The following is a 15494-nucleotide window of genomic DNA, read 5'->3' as shown; positions in this document are numbered from 1 at the left end:
GGAAAACACAGGTTATTTCTTAATATCCTTTTGTTTGGGAAACTCCGGTTTCCCACTTGGACACAGCTCTGTCTGTAATGCTTAGTCTTTCTGCGAGTTGCGCTTGTGTTAATTTTTTCTCTTTGCGGCATCTCGCAATAAACTTACCTGTTTTTATTTGATCCATTGAGCGTTCTCCTTTCACCATTACAATACACGTGTTTTCTATTTTATAACACGAACTATTGGTTGAGTATGCTAAATTCAACTGTTGGTTTGGTGATTATAATACATTTACTAATAAATTCATTGGACAATCTAGCAATTTTACTTATCTGTTTGATTTCCATCAGACATCAACAGTTTTTTTGCTGCTAGGACAAGACATATAGTTTCATTCCTTTTTATCTTTAAAACAAAGTCTAACAATATAATTATATGCGGGCAATCGATGAAAAGCAATAAACAGAACATATGTTAAATTTTAAGACTGTAATCTTTTCTTAAGGTTCTTACATGGAAATGATTTTAACAGAAAAAAGGCACTACTCTTGAACAGAAGAAAAGCAACTTTGGTAGGTTTGTTGCTGTTATGGAAAGTATGTGGGTAACATGGAATTCATGCTACGCATAATTTATAAAGAGCAGATGTCCAGACGTAAAATTATATGGTTAACGTTTTTCAGAAAGTGGATATTGTTTTAAACAGCGTTGAAGGACCCATTTCTATACAAAATTTAAAGACACTGAGAAACTGAAGAATATGGCATAACCTTAGTAGGGGATGATACCACCTAATACGGAGAACTCATCAAATATGTTGAAAGACTTCCATAAGATGTGGTATGCAAGACATGAGATATAAAAAATTATTCATGATGTGGAGAATTGCGGTTAGAAGATATACTTCTATGTAGTCAAAAACCCTTTAGTTATAGGCTTTTTTAACACTTTATAAAAAAAACAAAAAAATTTTATTTTTTTAAAAAAAGTTGTTGACACATTAGATATCCCATGGTATTATATATGGGCATTCGATGGAAACGGGCCTGTAGCTCAGGTGGTTAGAGCGCACCCCTGATAAGGGTGAGGTCGTTGGTTCAAGTCCATTCAGGCCCACCATCGAATTTAAATATACATGGGGTTTTAGCTCAGCTGGGAGAGCACCTGCCTTGCACGCAGGGGGTCATCGGTTCGATCCCGATAAGCTCCACCAATAAACACATTCGATTCCGAAGTATCGGGATCTTTTTTTTGCATTAATCTTAAAAGGTATAAACTTGGCAAGGCAGTTGCCAAACAAGAAGGTATGAATCATTTGCATAAAGAAATCTAATAAACACATTCGATTCCGAAGTATCGGGATCTTTATTGCATTAATCTTAGAAGGTATAAACTTGGCAAGGCAATTGCTAAACAAGAAAGTATAGATTTTTTTCATAAACGTATGCTGTACCACCTGAATGTGCAAAGATTTGCTTAAGGTAGTTGCAATCTTATAAAAATAGTGTACTATTACAAAAGGTGATAAAAAATGAAATATATCAATGGAAAAGAATTACTCATGTTTCTAGAACCTCCGATTACAAGACTATCCGTATTTGAGGCAGAAACTGTCGATGCAGCGCTCATCATGTGTGCGGAAGCATTCAAAAAATTAGAAACCGAATTTCAGGTGACAATTGACTTTGCGACCTTCAAATACCAACTGTTAAAAACGATGGGAGAATTTTTACGTGCCTGTCGTGAAAACGAACATGAATGTTTACAGCAGCCAAGAGCACACATTGCCCAAGAACGCTATGAAGCTTTAGCAATTGATATAGCGCAATGGCCTAAGCACTTACAAAAAAATAATGCAGAAAACTTCTTTATCATAGAATATTGTTTGTGTTATGCCAATATTTTAAGCCGCTATCTTATGGACAGTGGTTTACCAAAAGAATTTAGCTGTCGCTTAGCCAATGATGCGGCAATCAAACTGGCACAGTGGTGTGATGAGAATTGTGTCAAGAAGTGTGCATATGAATGTATACGACGCAGCTCTTCAAACGGATATTGTACCTTATGCAGCTTTATGATCCAACCAATGGCTTGCCCTAAGAAACAGGAAATTCCATATGCTCGCTTACAGTTGGAAGAGGATGATTTACAATGCATGCGTCCAGAAAATTTAACGTTAGGATCCTGAATTAGGATCTTTTTTTATTACATTAGGAAGTATACGGTAAGGGAAAGAATGCGAGAATGGAAAGGGGTCAAACTTGTCAAGCCAGATAAAAGCAGTTTATCGGAATGGTTATTTTTTAAGATTTCTTTTGTATTTCAAAATTGACAAATACACAAAAATGACATACGCTAAAATTATATAAACAAGACAGAGGGAAAGCGATTATGAAAAAAACAACAGAAATTTTACAAGAAGTGAATAAGGTCATGATTGGAAAAAAACAAGAAGTCGAAAAAGTTATGATGGTGATTTTAGCTAAGGGACATATTCTTTTGGAAGATATTCCCGGTGTCGGAAAGACAACATTGGCGATGGCATTTGCCAAAGCTATGCAGCTTAACAGCAAGCGTATGCAATTTACCGTGGATGTTTTGCCAAGCGATGTGGTTGGCTATAGTGTAATTGATCCATCTAGTGGAGAAGTTCGTCTGCATGAGGGCGCTGTTTTTTGCAACATCTTTTTAGCTGATGAAATTAATCGAACGTCAAGTAAGACACAGGCGGCCTTACTAGAAGTCATGGAAGAAAAACAAATTACCATAGATGGATATACACAAACGGCGCCACAGCCATTCATGGTCATCGCTACACAAAACCCATACGGTTCTGCCGGTACACAGCTTTTACCAGAAAGCCAGTTGGATCGTTTCATGATACGTATGAGCATCGGCTATCCAAGTGCACAGGATGAGGTTGAAATGTTAAAGCGAAAACAGGCTAAAAAGCAATATCAGATACAACCAGTTGCCAGTGTAGAGGATGTCATCGAAATGCAAAACGCATGCGATGCCATCTTTGTACATGAGGATATTTATCAATATATCGTTGATCTGGTGAATGCTACTCGTCATCATGAGCGAATTTATCAAGGGGCAAGTCCACGTGCCAGTATTGCCTTAACGGCTATGGCCAAAGCACATGCCTATTTAGCCGATCGTGATTATGTCATACCGGAAGATGTCACTCAAGTCTTCCACGATGTTCTTGCACATCGTATAGTAATGAAAAACGATATTGTTAAGGATCATCGCACGACTGCTGCTGTTTTACAAAACCTTTTAGATGAGATTGAAAAACCGCAGCTGAGGAAAGCATAATGCTTCGCGCCTGGTGCCGCTATCTGCTTTTGTTGGCAGTGTGTGCACTGCTCTACATCTTTTTAGGCGGCTATTTATTTCTGATAATTTTGACAGGTGTTATTGCGCTGCCCTTGATTAGTTTATTTGCCATGCTGATTTCATCAAATCATTTACAAGTAGACTTTCAACGCCGTAAAGAGGGCAGTTACTTTTATTGCGCCAGTGGGAAATGGTTCCCGCTTGCTCAACTCAAAATCAACATCCAACAAGAGAATATCTTTTTGGATGAGCAAACCCAAGATAATCTGACCTTATTTACAAGTGATACCATCGTGTATGTTCCTATGATTGCCCATGAGGCAACGATGGGAAAAATTCGCTTATGCTTTGATGGTTTTGTACTACAGGATATGCTAGGATTATTTCAACGCCATTACCACAGCCATCAAAAGCGTACTTATTATTTATATCCTCATGCAACTGGGGCCACTATATCATCACAAATTCATGATATCTTACAAGATCAGGAACATGTATATGAAGGTCATATCCAACACGGTGGCATCTTAGAAGATACACATGAAGTGAAAGAATACCAGCCTGGTGATGATTTGCGCCATATTCATCATAAATTAAGCTACAAATTAGCGAAGACAATGATACGTACTTTTGCCTCTTACCAACAGGAACAACTGCTTGTATATTTAGATTTGCATGGAAGTGTTGAGGAATGCGAGCAGGTTTTGGGACACTTTTATGCCTGTGCTATAGAATGGATACAGCGTTCTATGAGTGCCATTGTCTGTTGGAATTCTAAAGATGGCAATTTGGAACAGGAGGTCTATGATAAAGCGAGCTTAAAACGTTGTTTACAGGCAATTCTCGCACATCCCAAAGCGGAAGAAGAGGACAATGTTCTTTACCGTTCACAGCTGGGGACACACGTATGCATACGCTCTAGCGGGATAGAAACATCTATGGATGAGAAAGGAAGTGATGTGCATGCATAAGACATTCTCACTTACCGATCGCTTTCTTTTCGTCTTAACAAGTTATCTTCCTTTCCTTATCTTCCTATGGGTTTTTCAAATGCTGAATGGTGTCGTACTATGTACGACCTTTATCGCAACACTGCTTTTTCTATTCTTACAAACGACAAAACTGAAAAAATGGGTAATACCTATTTATGGTGCTTTGATAATGCTTTTACTTTTAAGTCTGATCATTAACTTTCGTGATACCATTAATGCCATATATAATCAAATCACATCTGTGTATGCTCATTCTTCCAACTATACGTTTCAAGTTTATGAAGTGACACTATCACAACAAGAGCTTCCTTTCTTATTTTCACGAGTTTGGATAGCGTTGTATCTGATGATCATGTTACTGGAATACCTTTTTATCATTCGCTGGAAACGTCATTTCCCAGCCTTTGCCATCAGCTTTCTGCTATATTTTCCAACGATGCTGTATAGTGTCAAACAGCCATGGCTGCTTACCTGTTTGCTTTTGATGGATTGGTTTACTTTATTGTTTCTTTCTTATATCAGAAGACATAGTACACGTTCATGGCATTATGGCAAGCTGTTTGGCTATGTTTTGCTTTGCTTCTCTCTTATATTTGGTACGCTTTTTATCCTATTACCAGAAAAGGAGTATGAAGTCTCTTCCACTAGCAGTCATATGCGTCAAAAACTGTTACAGACAATTGAGCAGTTCACTTATAATTTGCGTTATGGCTCAGAAAGCATAGGTGAAATTGACTTAGGAAGAGCGGGGAATCGTTCTTATACTGGTGCTATCCAAATGGAACTTACTTATCCTAAGGCATCTCGCTTATATTTAAAAACCTATAGCGGTGCTATTTATGATGGACATACATGGAAATCCCTTGCGCATAAACAATATCGTCAATATCCCAATATTGATTGGACAACAATTCGTTTTTGGATGAATCAGGCGGCATTACCGAAAAATATTCATGCGAATCCATTGATGATCAAAGATATGCGCGCCAATACACAATATGCCATTGTGCCATATTATCTTAAGCACATCAATCAGGATATGAATATTTATTATGATGGCTATGCAGCATGGAGCAATTCAACAAAGGATGCTGTTACTTATGAAATCTGGGATGATGAACAAAAAATATTGCATGTACCACAGGGAACATCCTATAAGGAATATGTGGATTTTATTAAGGAGCAGTATTTACAGCTACCTAAAGATATAAAAGAAAAATTTAATACGGTAGAAGACTTACAAGATAACTTCCATCGTTTTGCGTCTACGGAAGAAATTATTGACTATGTAAAAGGCTATTTGTATGCTCATACCCGCTATACACTTTATCCGGGATCGCCTGACCTTTCCAAGGATTTTGTTTCCTATTTCTTATGGGAAAATCAGGAAGGGTATTGTGTTCATTATGCATCCTCTGCTGTATTGTTATTACGCTATTATGGCGTCCCAGCCCGTTATGTAGAAGGGTATCGTGTGGATAGCAATGCTTATGATCATGAAGGACATGCACAGGTCAAAGATTCTGATGCACATGCCTGGGTGGAAATTTTTGATGAAACCTATGGATGGATGCCTGTGGAAGTAACGCCGGCAGCAGATAACGATTCTACCATACAAAAAAGCGAACAGCCTCTCACGCAAACAACGCCATCAGAAATTACCCCCGGTCTTGAAAATAAGGAAGAGCCGAAACCAATCCAACAGCCTACGCAACACTTAATGGAAGAAAATGGCACGACAACAACGTCTGCCTCTTCCTCGCTGCCTTCTTTCTTGTTACCAGTTCTCGTTGTGCTTATCTTACCCTTATTCATTTATGCACAGGCAAGCCTAAGAAGAAAGTATCGCCGGAAACAGTTGGAAAGCATGAAACAACGACAAAAGCTGTTAACGCTTTATGGCTGGTTAGAAGATTTATTCCCATATGGAGCGAAGATTGATCAAGAAACATTACAACTTGTGGAAAAAGCACGCTTTTCGCAGCATGAGATTACGAAAGAGGATGTACAACAACTGCAATCGCAATGGCAAACGCAGCGAGCTCATGTTCTTACAACATTGTCATGGCAAAAGAAGCTTCGCTTTTGGATATGGGATGCGCTATAAAACAACATAACAATCATTTTGAAAAGGAATATGCACCTTGCTAGGATATTCCTTTTTTTCATTCACAATAAAAAAACAGCGATTGAAATGTCTTTCCATTGAATAACAAATGAAAATTCACTTCAAAAGCTGCTTTTAACAAAGTTTTGCTTGGGCTTTTGCTTCAAACTTTTCTTTCATCACCACAAAACGTTCATGGCTTGCTTTACCGATGATATCCTTTTCATCTTGGGCGATGATCGAAAAGGTGACTTTCTTACGATCAACCGCGATAATTTCAGCGCTTATCCGAACCTTCATACCTGCTGGTGTGGCAGCATCGTGTGTCGTATGCATCAAGACACCAACACTGGTTTCTCCTTCTTCTAAGAAAGGCTGTAGACATTGCACTGCCGCATGCTCCATCGCCGCAATCATCATTGGTGTTGCATATACAGAAACAATGCCGCTGCCCACATTGCAAGCAAGCTTAGCTTCATCTACGATTACTTCTTCTTGACACTTTGCATGTAATTGAACTTCTTTCATCTTTTATCTCCTCTTACGACAGGTTTCCTGCCCATTTTTGCAGCATTATTATAGCATAATCTTCTTTTTCATATCCATACTAGAATTGAAAAAGGAGGAAATCTTGCATGTATTTGTATGATAATCAATTACCTATGGAAATAAACAATATTACCCCAGATCCTAAGCTTTATGAATATATGGATCATGAATGTGGCGGATGTGAAAAAGGCTTACAACTTGCTATATTATATTTGCGTCAAAGCTTCATGATACACAATCCCACATTTCATGAATTATTTCGCCGTATTGCTGCCCGTCGCTTAAGTGATATGGAAGTTTTAGCCGAGCTATTGCACCATCTGCATGGGGAAGATGATCGCTATTATGATGAATCCAATGACGATACCCCGGTCTTTGCATTTATTCCACCCTGTGATCAGCCAACGCATAAGGAAATAAAACAACATCATGTAAATAATGATCTAAGCGCTGCCTTACTATGTGATATCGAAGAAGAACAAGCCTATCAAACATATTATGAACAAGTATTAACCAAAACAAAGGATGAAGAGACAAAAAAGGTCTTGACATATTTATCTGAGAGCAGTGCCCATGTATTGCAGCATTTAAGAACAACACTGGACATTTTAACTACACATGACGAATTAAAAGACTTTGGAGAAGGGGATATGCATAATGCATGGGATTTAGATACGTCCAATTATTTTGATAAACCGAATCCATATTTCTTCAATCCAAACGACAAATTGAATAGCTGATAGAAGAACGGTCACATTTGTAAGAGATGCGACCCTTTTTTTCATGTATAATAAATACAGGTGATGCATATGCATGAGAAAAAGGATACAACAAGATATCAGAAGAAGATAAAAACGCAGCTGCGCTTATTTACTTGGCTTTTTCTATTGTTTTACATATGCTATGCCGTTTTACAAGTCATGCTATTGAAAGAACTATTTCCAATTCGCTTCCAAGAGCCACAGAAAAGATACATGATACGTTTACTCATGGAAGGGATATTATGGCTGTTTATCGTCAGGTCATTGCAAAAGGGTAGAAAGATTGCGCGCCTACTGTTCACCCTATGTGCGATCCTCTCTCTGTATTTTCTATCGGCACTGCCTGCTTTTTATCAGCTCAGCCTGTCTGGCTGGGAAGCTACGACGTTGCGGATCTTATTCACCTTATTGATGATCAGTAAGTACCTCATCACCTTTTGTTGCGTCTGCTATCTCTATCGCGATCCACATATTGTCAGTATATGGAAAAAAGCAGATAGAAGGATGGCAATAACGCAGCCAGAAGAGGAGGAAGAAAGACAAGAAGATGAAGTCTTAAACCAAGTGTTACAAGAAGTATCTCTGGTCCATATGGAAGAGGATAATCGTCTTTTTATAAGAGCACAGCATTTTTTACATCGCTATACGTTTTATCTTGTCATGATTTTATTGGGGACGTTGATAGGCTTCTTACTGTTTTTATTCATCATGCAACTAAGTTTTCCTACGGACATAGATGGGTTACAATATGTGCAGCGGTTTTTCCTGTTAGCTATTCTTTTTACGTCGTTGCTATGGTCTTTTGCAGGTGTTGCCATGTTCATGTACAGTTCTTCCTGTCGCATTCTAATCATGCTTGCATGGCTTTGTGAAAGTATCCATCTGCTGCAAGAACTCCCTCAAGTATGGCAGACTTTTCAAAGTCAACAGTATCAACTGCCTTCCATACTTTGCATTATCGTGTTGGAGTTATTGCGTTATGGATTATTGTTAAAGCTTACGATAGCGCTATATCAAAACCCATTCTTGCAATTATATTGGAAACGTAAAACAGCAATTAAAAAAGCCCAAAGAAACAAGGATAGTCGTTATAGCTGAGAAACAATAAAATCAGGTTTTCGTTTCAGAGGGAAAATGCTATACTTAAAGTGATAAGTAGGAGGATGTTCTTATGAAAATGAACAAATATATCGATCACACTTTATTGAAAGCGGATGCTACACAGGATAAGATCCAGGTATTGTGTGAAGAGGCTAAGAAATATGATTTTGCGAGTGTTTGTGTAAATACGTATTGGGTAGCTTATTGTGCGAAACTATTAAACGATAGTGATGTTAAGGTTTGTACGGTCGTAGGTTTCCCACTAGGCGCAATGAGTACGAAAGCAAAAGCTTTTGAAACAAGCAATGCCATTGCCGATGGGGCAGAAGAAATTGATATGGTAATGAATATCGGTGAAATGAAGGCACATCATTATGATGCTGTTCGTGATGATGTGGCTGCTGTTGTTAAAGCGGCAGATGGACACTGTGTCAAGGTAATTTTGGAAACATGCCTATTAAGTGAGGAAGAAATTGTGAAGGCTTGCCAGCTTTGTGTAGAAGCAGGGGCAACCTTTGTGAAAACATCCACTGGTTTTTCTACAAGAGGTGCAACACCAGAAGATGTGAAGCTGATGAAGGATACCGTAAAAGATAACTGTAAAGTTAAAGCAGCTGGCGGTGTACGTTGTCGTGCAGATATGGATGAGATGATTGCAGCAGGTGCTGATCGTATCGGAACCAGTGCCGGAGTTCAATTGATGCAAAATGAAGCAAGTGAAGGAGGCTATTAAGCCTCTTTTTCATAGCGCAATGAAAGAATTCTTATCTGCTAGAAAAGCAATCGATAGAACACGCTAAAAGTTTTTATGATAGCACAAAACGGAATTCATAAAAAATTAAGTAAGATTGGAAAAAAGATGGAAGTAAAAAAACACTTGCAAGGAAGCATTCCACATGAAGCTTTTTCTGCTATTTTTGCTAAAAAAGATATTGTCAAAAAACTAACTTTATGATATTATAATTAAGCACTTGATAAGTGCCTTAATAGCTCAGTTGGTAGAGCATCCGGCTGTTAACCGGCAGGTCACAGGTTCAAGTCCTGTTTAAGGCGCCATTAAAAAAGATAACCTCACAAATGTGAGGTTTTTTTGTTATGTTTGCGATATCCTAAGTAAGTGCTTTTTAATAAGTTGCTGTTAAACTATTTAAATGGTTTCTACCAAATAACCATTAAATTGAAAGAGGCTTCTTTAGCATTATAAGGCAACTCAATAAATAGCCTCTTTTAAACGACATTTTAAATAGTATTATCGAGAACCCTTGATTAATCAGTACTTCGAAATTACTTGAAGGAATATAAAAATGTGTCACAATGCCTTTACAGGACGAATGACACATTTTCTTACATAGATGAAGTTTTTTGCTGCCTTTATAATCCAAATGATTTAGGATAAACGGGAATATCTAGCATTCTGCCTATTTCCATAGCCCACTCACGAAATCCATAGATCACACTGGTGATGATATGCTCATGACGGATAAATTTAAGATCTTCTTCAGCACAACATGCATCCCAATCGATCATATTCTGTAAACAGCTTAAAGCGTAACCTTCTTCAACAAGATCTTGTTTGTTCATGGCACACATAAATGGGCGATCTTTTAGAATGCCGGCATTGTATAAAAGTAAAGGAGCAATGGAAATAGCCCCAATGACTTTTTTCTGTTGATCAAATATGCGCAATTTTTCTTTAAGAAGTTCATTCTTTAATATAGTAGGGTTCTCTTCCATAAATCCCGACAACAAGATGCCATCATAATCATCAACATCCAATTCATCAAGGGTATGTTCACATTGCAATACTATGCCTTCTTCACTGCGATATGCTTTCTTTTCAACACCAAAATAAGTAACGGGGATGTCAGCCATACGAAGCATTTCTAAAGCTACGGTGATTTCACACAGGCAATATCCCTCATATAAGATAACTGCAATTTGTTTCATAACGTCATTCCTCTTCTTTCTTAGTACAATAAAGCACAATGGATGAATTACGTTTTTCTTTTGATTTTATGCTCACTTAACCATGACAAAAAATAAAAGCTAGAGAAAAATTATCGATATTTCTTTACATACATGTGCGCATACAAAAAGCAAATCATCCATTGAAAAAAACATTCGTTTTCTACAATAGATTATTTGCTCATGTTCATCACCACGCCATTTCTTATTGCTTTTATTGTAGCCTGTGTTTGGATGTCTGTCAATAAAAAGGGAAACCATAGTGATGCAACATCTTACTTTTCCAAAGACTTCGCATATGCTACAATATTTTGTAAGTATAAAAAAAGAAAAGAGGAATACAGCATGAATGAAATAGAGCGAATCAAGGCCTTAAGTAATGCCTTTGGACCAAGTGGCATGGAAGATGATGTAATCGCATTGGTACGTGAAGAGTGTAGTGCTTTTCATTGTGAAGAGGATCATATGCGCAACTTATACATTTATTCATCGACAAGCAACACGAAGCAAGAAAAACCGATCATTCATCTTGATGCCCATGGGGATGAGGTTGGTTTTATCATCCAGGCCATACGTCAGGATGGGATGCTGCGCTTTCTACCCTTAGGCGGTTGGGAAGCGAAAAACATCGTTGGGAATAGTGTGCTTATTCGCAATGTAGACGGTGAAATCGTACAAGGCATCGTATGCAGCAAACCTCCACATTTTATGAAACAGAGTGAAAAAGGAAAAGCCATCGCTTTTGATGATTTGCTCATTGATGTAGGAGCTACCAGCTTAAAGGAAGTGCAAGAATCTTATCGTATACAGATAGGCTGTTTTGCCGTACCCAATGTTTTATGTTCCTATGATGAGCGTCACGATATCTTTATGGGAAAAGCCTTTGACTGCCGCATTGGCTGTGCCGCTTTGATTGAAACGATGCATCAGGTGCAGAATATGGATGTAGCAGTACAAGGGACGATATCAGCACAAGAAGAAGTTGGCGAGCGGGGCATGAAATGTGCTATTCAAAACATCCATTGTGATGTTATGATCGCTTTTGAAGGATGTCCTGCAGATGATACCTTTGAAGAAAGCTATATGATTCAAAGCGCATTGAGAAAAGGACCGATGTTACGTCATTTTGATTGTTCTATGATTACCAATCCACGTTTTCAACGCTTTGCCTTGGATGTGGCAAAACGTCATCACATACCGGTACAGGAAAGCGTACGCAGCGGTGGCGGCACCAATGGAGCCATTTCTCATACGCATTTGCGAGGCATTCCAACCATCGTAATTGGGATTCCAGTTCGTTATGCTCACAGCAGTTATGGTTATACAACATTAAAAGATTATCAAAATGCTGTCAAACTTGCCGTGGCGATAATAAAAGATTTAACAAAAGAAATGGTGGCATCTTTTTAATTAACCAAAACTTAACAAAGGAATATTCACAAATGGAAGAACTTCTGTTACAATCAAGACCATAATATAATTTAGAAAAGGAGCGATTTTAATTTATGGACACAGACCCCGCAGGGACCTCTATTACGTTACAATTGATTTTAATGGTGATATTAACAATGACAAATGCCTATTTCGCAGCGAGTGAAATGGCCATTGTTTCTGTTAATAAAGGAAAAATCAAACGCCTGGCTCAAGATGGAAATAAAAAGGCTAGGTTAGTTGAACAGCTGATGGATGCACCTACGAATTTCTTATCTACGATTCAGATTGCCATCACGTTATCCGGCTTTTTCAATTCCGCAAGTGCGGCAACGGGAATTTCAAGTTCGCTTGCTGAAGTATTACAGCGTTGGGGCATTCCCCAGGCCAATACGATCGCCGTGGTGTTGATCACGATGCTTATTTCTTTTATCACGCTTATCTTTGGTGAATTGGTACCCAAACGAATGGCTATTCAAAAGGCGGAAAGCTTTTCCATGTTTTGTGCTAAGCCGATTTTGATAATTAGTAAAGTAGCGTACCCTATCATTAAGATTCTCTCGGTATCTACCACGCTTGTTTTACGTTTGTTTGGCATACAAGATGAACATGTGGAAGAATCTTTATCGCGTGAAGAGATTCGCAGTATGCTAGAAGATAGTCGTGAAAAGGGTGTGCTTGATGAAGCTGCGGCAGAAATGATGGATGGGGTTTTTGAATTTGATGAGATCTTGGCTAATGAAATCATGACACCTAGAACACAAGTATTTTGTATTGATATAGATGATCCCAAGGATGCATATGTACACGTTCTGATGGAAATGCAGTATTCTCGAATACCGGTATATGAAGAATCTATTGATAATGTGATCGGTATTTTAAATATTAAAGATTATTTTACGCAAGCATATCAACATGGTTTTGCTTTTGTGGATATCCGTAAGATATTAAGAAAGCCGTATTTTGTTCCTGAAACAAAAAATATCGATGATTTATTTCAAGAGATGCAGAAGTTGCATCAACATATCGCGATTCTGATTGATGAATACGGAGGCATGTCCGGTATTGTGACCATGGAAGATCTCGTAGAAGAAATCATGGGAGAAATCGAAGATGAATATGATGATGCGCAAGCGATGATGTTACGCAAATTGTATGATAATGTCTATGAAATCAATGGTAGGATGCCCATCGAAGATTTGAATGAAGCACTGCAAATAAATATTGAGAATGAGAAGTATGATACGATTGGTGGTTTCATCTTAGATCAGTTAGGCTGTATCCCTGAAGATGGGGAAAGTGGAACCTTATATTGGAATGGTATACAATTTCAAATGTTAGAAATCAGAAATCATCGTATTGAACGTATCCGTGTGGAATTGCCGAAACAAAAGGAAGAATAACGAAAATAAAGGCTATGCGAAAGAAAGGAATTTTCTAATGCATAGCCTTTCTAAATTAGATTGCGATAAAATTTGGAAAATGAGAAAGTGTTGTCATCTGTTTACTTTTTTATCAAAAATGGCTATACTATTAAAGAACATCCAGAGGTGTTGTACCGCTTAAAGAGCGGCATATGGAGGTTTTTATGAAAAAAATTATGTACATTACGACGTTATGCTTTCTTTTGCTGCTAAGTGGATGCGGCGGTTATACAAGAGATGAAACACCAGGTGCCTTACGCACGATTTCCGTAGCAGATATGGAAAAGAAAATGAAAAATAAAGAAGATTTTGTAATCGTATTTACCCAAAGCTGGTGTGCACATTGTGAGAAATTTCGCGATATGCTGGATGAATATTTACCAAAGCACCATGTGATCGTATACGATGTTGTCATTGACAAAGACCCTAATCCGGATCGCAGCGGCAATATTAAAAAGATTCAATCTTACTTTAAAACCATGGATAGTACGCCTTCCTTGTATTATGTGGAAAAAGGTAAGGTCAAAGATGAATTGGAAAACGGCGATGATGGAATCACGAAAGAAAAATTCGACAGCTGGGTCCAAAACTTTAAGCTCGATGAAAAGAAATAAGAAATTTGCGCTAAATAGCGTTGAAAATTAACATTTGTCACATATGACTAACAAATGTCATGAAAATTATGTGACAAAAGAAAGTTGCAATTCTTTACCTGGTTGTATACAATATAAGTGCAATAGTAGAATGATTGTTTGCAGTGTAGATCTACATCAAACAAAACATCTATGGTATTGTGGAACAACTAGATTTAAAGTATAAGTCTCTTTTAAATCTACACTACATTGGTGGATGGGGCATATCAGGAATAAGGATACGAAAATCAGATGTCTGCTGGTAACATTCAATGGTTTTCTTAAGATTTCCTTTCACTAATTATCATAATATAAGACCCCATACAATCCTTTTTTGAATAAACATGAAACCCTTCACACATTACACACGGGGTCATGCCTTATTCTCTGAGATTACACCGTTCATTCAATTACATGCGAGTGTTTCATACAATTATGAAGCAGGAAGAAACAAGTCAATGATGAGAGAGTGGCTTGTTTTTTCTTATGTTTTTAACATGGAGAAACATCACTTTTTCCTTCCGAGAAAAACATCTAAGGTGCTCTAAACGCAATCGCTTATACAAAAGCGGGCTTAATGTGTTTTATCATAAAATGAAAAGGAGTGGCTTTTTCTTAAAAAGGAAACCGAAAGGAGAGAACGAAATGATTAGCGAAATCAATCACGATATCATACTATTACAGAAAACAAGTGAGCCAGCAACAGAAAAAGATCTATGGGTGGCAAAAAATCTATTGGAAACACTGCAAGCACATGAAGATAGGTGTGTAGGCATGGCTGCCAACATGATTGGCATATTCAAGCGAATCATTGCTTTTGTGGATATTGATACAGGATTTCATTGGGTCATGCTGAATCCGGAAATCATCAAAACATCAAAAGAAACTTATCTGGCGCAAGAACAATGTCTGTCCATCAGCGGAATTCGCCAAACAAGACGCTATCGCCGTATCAAGGTACGATATCAAGATGAACATATGAACATAAAGATTAAGACCTTTCATGATAGGACTGCACAAATTATTCAACATGAAATCGATCACTGCAATGGCATACTAATATAAACGCTCTCGTTGTTTTCATTTCACCAACAAACAAATTAAGAAATGTCATTCCTTTTTCTCATTGTGAAAATTCCGGCAGATATCTTTTTTCACTCTGGAAATTGCGGTAGGAATGCTTTAGAATATGATATAATAAGGAA

15 protein-coding genes and 3 tRNA genes are annotated in these 15494 nt (G+C 37.8%); 15 read left to right on the top strand and 3 right to left on the bottom strand.

What is annotated here, in order from left to right; translation table 11 throughout:
* Positions 1-19 precede the first annotated feature (19 nt).
* Positions 20-166, bottom strand: a complete 147-nt coding sequence (locus AC1VS3_RS00485; RefSeq protein ID WP_331866636.1) for a helix-turn-helix domain-containing protein — start codon at positions 164-166, stop codon at positions 20-22.
* Positions 167-1024: 858 nt separating this feature from the next.
* Here AC1VS3_RS00485 and AC1VS3_RS00480 point away from each other — a divergent pair.
* From AC1VS3_RS00480 to AC1VS3_RS00455, 6 genes are all read left to right on the top strand, one after another.
* Positions 1025-1101 (top strand) — tRNA-Ile (locus AC1VS3_RS00480).
* An 18-nt stretch (positions 1102-1119) separates the two neighbouring features.
* Positions 1120-1195: transfer RNA gene (locus AC1VS3_RS00475), tRNA-Ala, on the top strand.
* A gap of 318 nt (positions 1196-1513) precedes the next feature.
* Positions 1514-2170 carry a hypothetical protein gene (locus AC1VS3_RS00470; RefSeq protein WP_008689962.1) on the top strand — a complete coding sequence of 219 codons (657 nt, stop codon included), beginning with the start codon at positions 1514-1516 and terminating at the stop codon, positions 2168-2170.
* Positions 2171-2373: 203 nt separating this feature from the next.
* Positions 2374-3306, top strand: a complete 933-nt coding sequence (locus tag AC1VS3_RS00465) for an AAA family ATPase (RefSeq protein ID WP_008689960.1) — start codon at positions 2374-2376, stop codon at positions 3304-3306.
* Complete coding sequence (locus tag AC1VS3_RS00460; RefSeq protein WP_008689958.1) at positions 3306-4298, top strand: DUF58 domain-containing protein; 993 nt, start codon at positions 3306-3308, stop codon at positions 4296-4298. Before AC1VS3_RS00465 ends, AC1VS3_RS00460 begins: the two co-directional genes overlap by 1 nt.
* Positions 4291-6426 carry a transglutaminase-like domain-containing protein gene (locus AC1VS3_RS00455; protein WP_008689957.1) on the top strand — a complete coding sequence of 712 codons (2136 nt, stop codon included), beginning with the start codon at positions 4291-4293 and terminating at the stop codon, positions 6424-6426. Before AC1VS3_RS00460 ends, AC1VS3_RS00455 begins: the two co-directional genes overlap by 8 nt.
* Before the next feature lie 135 nt (positions 6427-6561).
* On the opposite strand, the gene AC1VS3_RS00450 is transcribed toward AC1VS3_RS00455, so the two are convergent.
* On the bottom strand, positions 6562-6954 hold the full coding sequence (locus tag AC1VS3_RS00450) for a thioesterase family protein (protein WP_008689956.1): 393 nt from the start codon (positions 6952-6954) through the stop codon (positions 6562-6564).
* Between the two features lie 107 nt (positions 6955-7061).
* On the opposite strand from AC1VS3_RS00450, the gene AC1VS3_RS00445 reads away from it, so the two are divergent.
* From AC1VS3_RS00445 to AC1VS3_RS00425, 5 genes are all read left to right on the top strand, one after another.
* Complete coding sequence (locus AC1VS3_RS00445; protein WP_008689955.1) at positions 7062-7715, top strand: ferritin family protein; 654 nt, start codon at positions 7062-7064, stop codon at positions 7713-7715.
* A gap of 69 nt (positions 7716-7784) precedes the next feature.
* Positions 7785-8834 (top strand): hypothetical protein, encoded by a 1050-nt coding sequence (locus tag AC1VS3_RS00440; protein WP_008689954.1) that lies wholly within the window; start codon positions 7785-7787, stop codon positions 8832-8834.
* Between the two features lie 73 nt (positions 8835-8907).
* Complete coding sequence (gene deoC / locus AC1VS3_RS00435; protein ID WP_008689953.1) at positions 8908-9570, top strand: deoxyribose-phosphate aldolase; 663 nt, start codon at positions 8908-8910, stop codon at positions 9568-9570.
* Positions 9571-9645: 75 nt separating this feature from the next.
* Positions 9646-9792, top strand: a complete 147-nt coding sequence (locus AC1VS3_RS00430; protein WP_017144552.1) for a hypothetical protein — start codon at positions 9646-9648, stop codon at positions 9790-9792.
* A 25-nt stretch (positions 9793-9817) separates the two neighbouring features.
* A tRNA-Asn gene (locus AC1VS3_RS00425) sits at positions 9818-9893 on the top strand.
* 315 nt (positions 9894-10208) lie between these two features.
* Here AC1VS3_RS00425 and AC1VS3_RS00420 read toward each other — a convergent pair.
* Positions 10209-10784: a DJ-1/PfpI family protein gene (locus tag AC1VS3_RS00420; RefSeq protein WP_008689952.1), complete on the bottom strand. Its 576-nt coding sequence runs from the start codon at positions 10782-10784 to the stop codon at positions 10209-10211.
* 363 nt (positions 10785-11147) lie between these two features.
* Between AC1VS3_RS00420 and AC1VS3_RS00415 the strand changes: the two genes are divergently transcribed.
* From AC1VS3_RS00415 to AC1VS3_RS00400, 4 genes are all read left to right on the top strand, one after another.
* Positions 11148-12212: a M42 family metallopeptidase gene (locus AC1VS3_RS00415; RefSeq protein WP_008689951.1), complete on the top strand. Its 1065-nt coding sequence runs from the start codon at positions 11148-11150 to the stop codon at positions 12210-12212.
* Between the two features lie 95 nt (positions 12213-12307).
* Entirely contained in the window at positions 12308-13636 is a 1329-nt protein-coding gene (locus AC1VS3_RS00410) for a hemolysin family protein (RefSeq protein WP_008689950.1), read from the top strand.
* A 185-nt stretch (positions 13637-13821) separates the two neighbouring features.
* Positions 13822-14271 (top strand): thioredoxin family protein, encoded by a 450-nt coding sequence (locus AC1VS3_RS00405; protein ID WP_008689949.1) that lies wholly within the window; start codon positions 13822-13824, stop codon positions 14269-14271.
* Positions 14272-14934: 663 nt separating this feature from the next.
* Positions 14935-15354, top strand: coding sequence for a peptide deformylase (locus tag AC1VS3_RS00400; protein ID WP_008689948.1), 420 nt, complete (start codon positions 14935-14937; stop codon positions 15352-15354).
* Positions 15355-15494 lie beyond the last annotated feature (140 nt).

The sequence above is a fragment of the Longicatena sp. genome, from assembly GCF_982403165.1.
The sequence above is the reverse complement of the archived record's forward strand: the minus strand, read 5'-3'. Positions and strand labels throughout refer to the sequence as shown.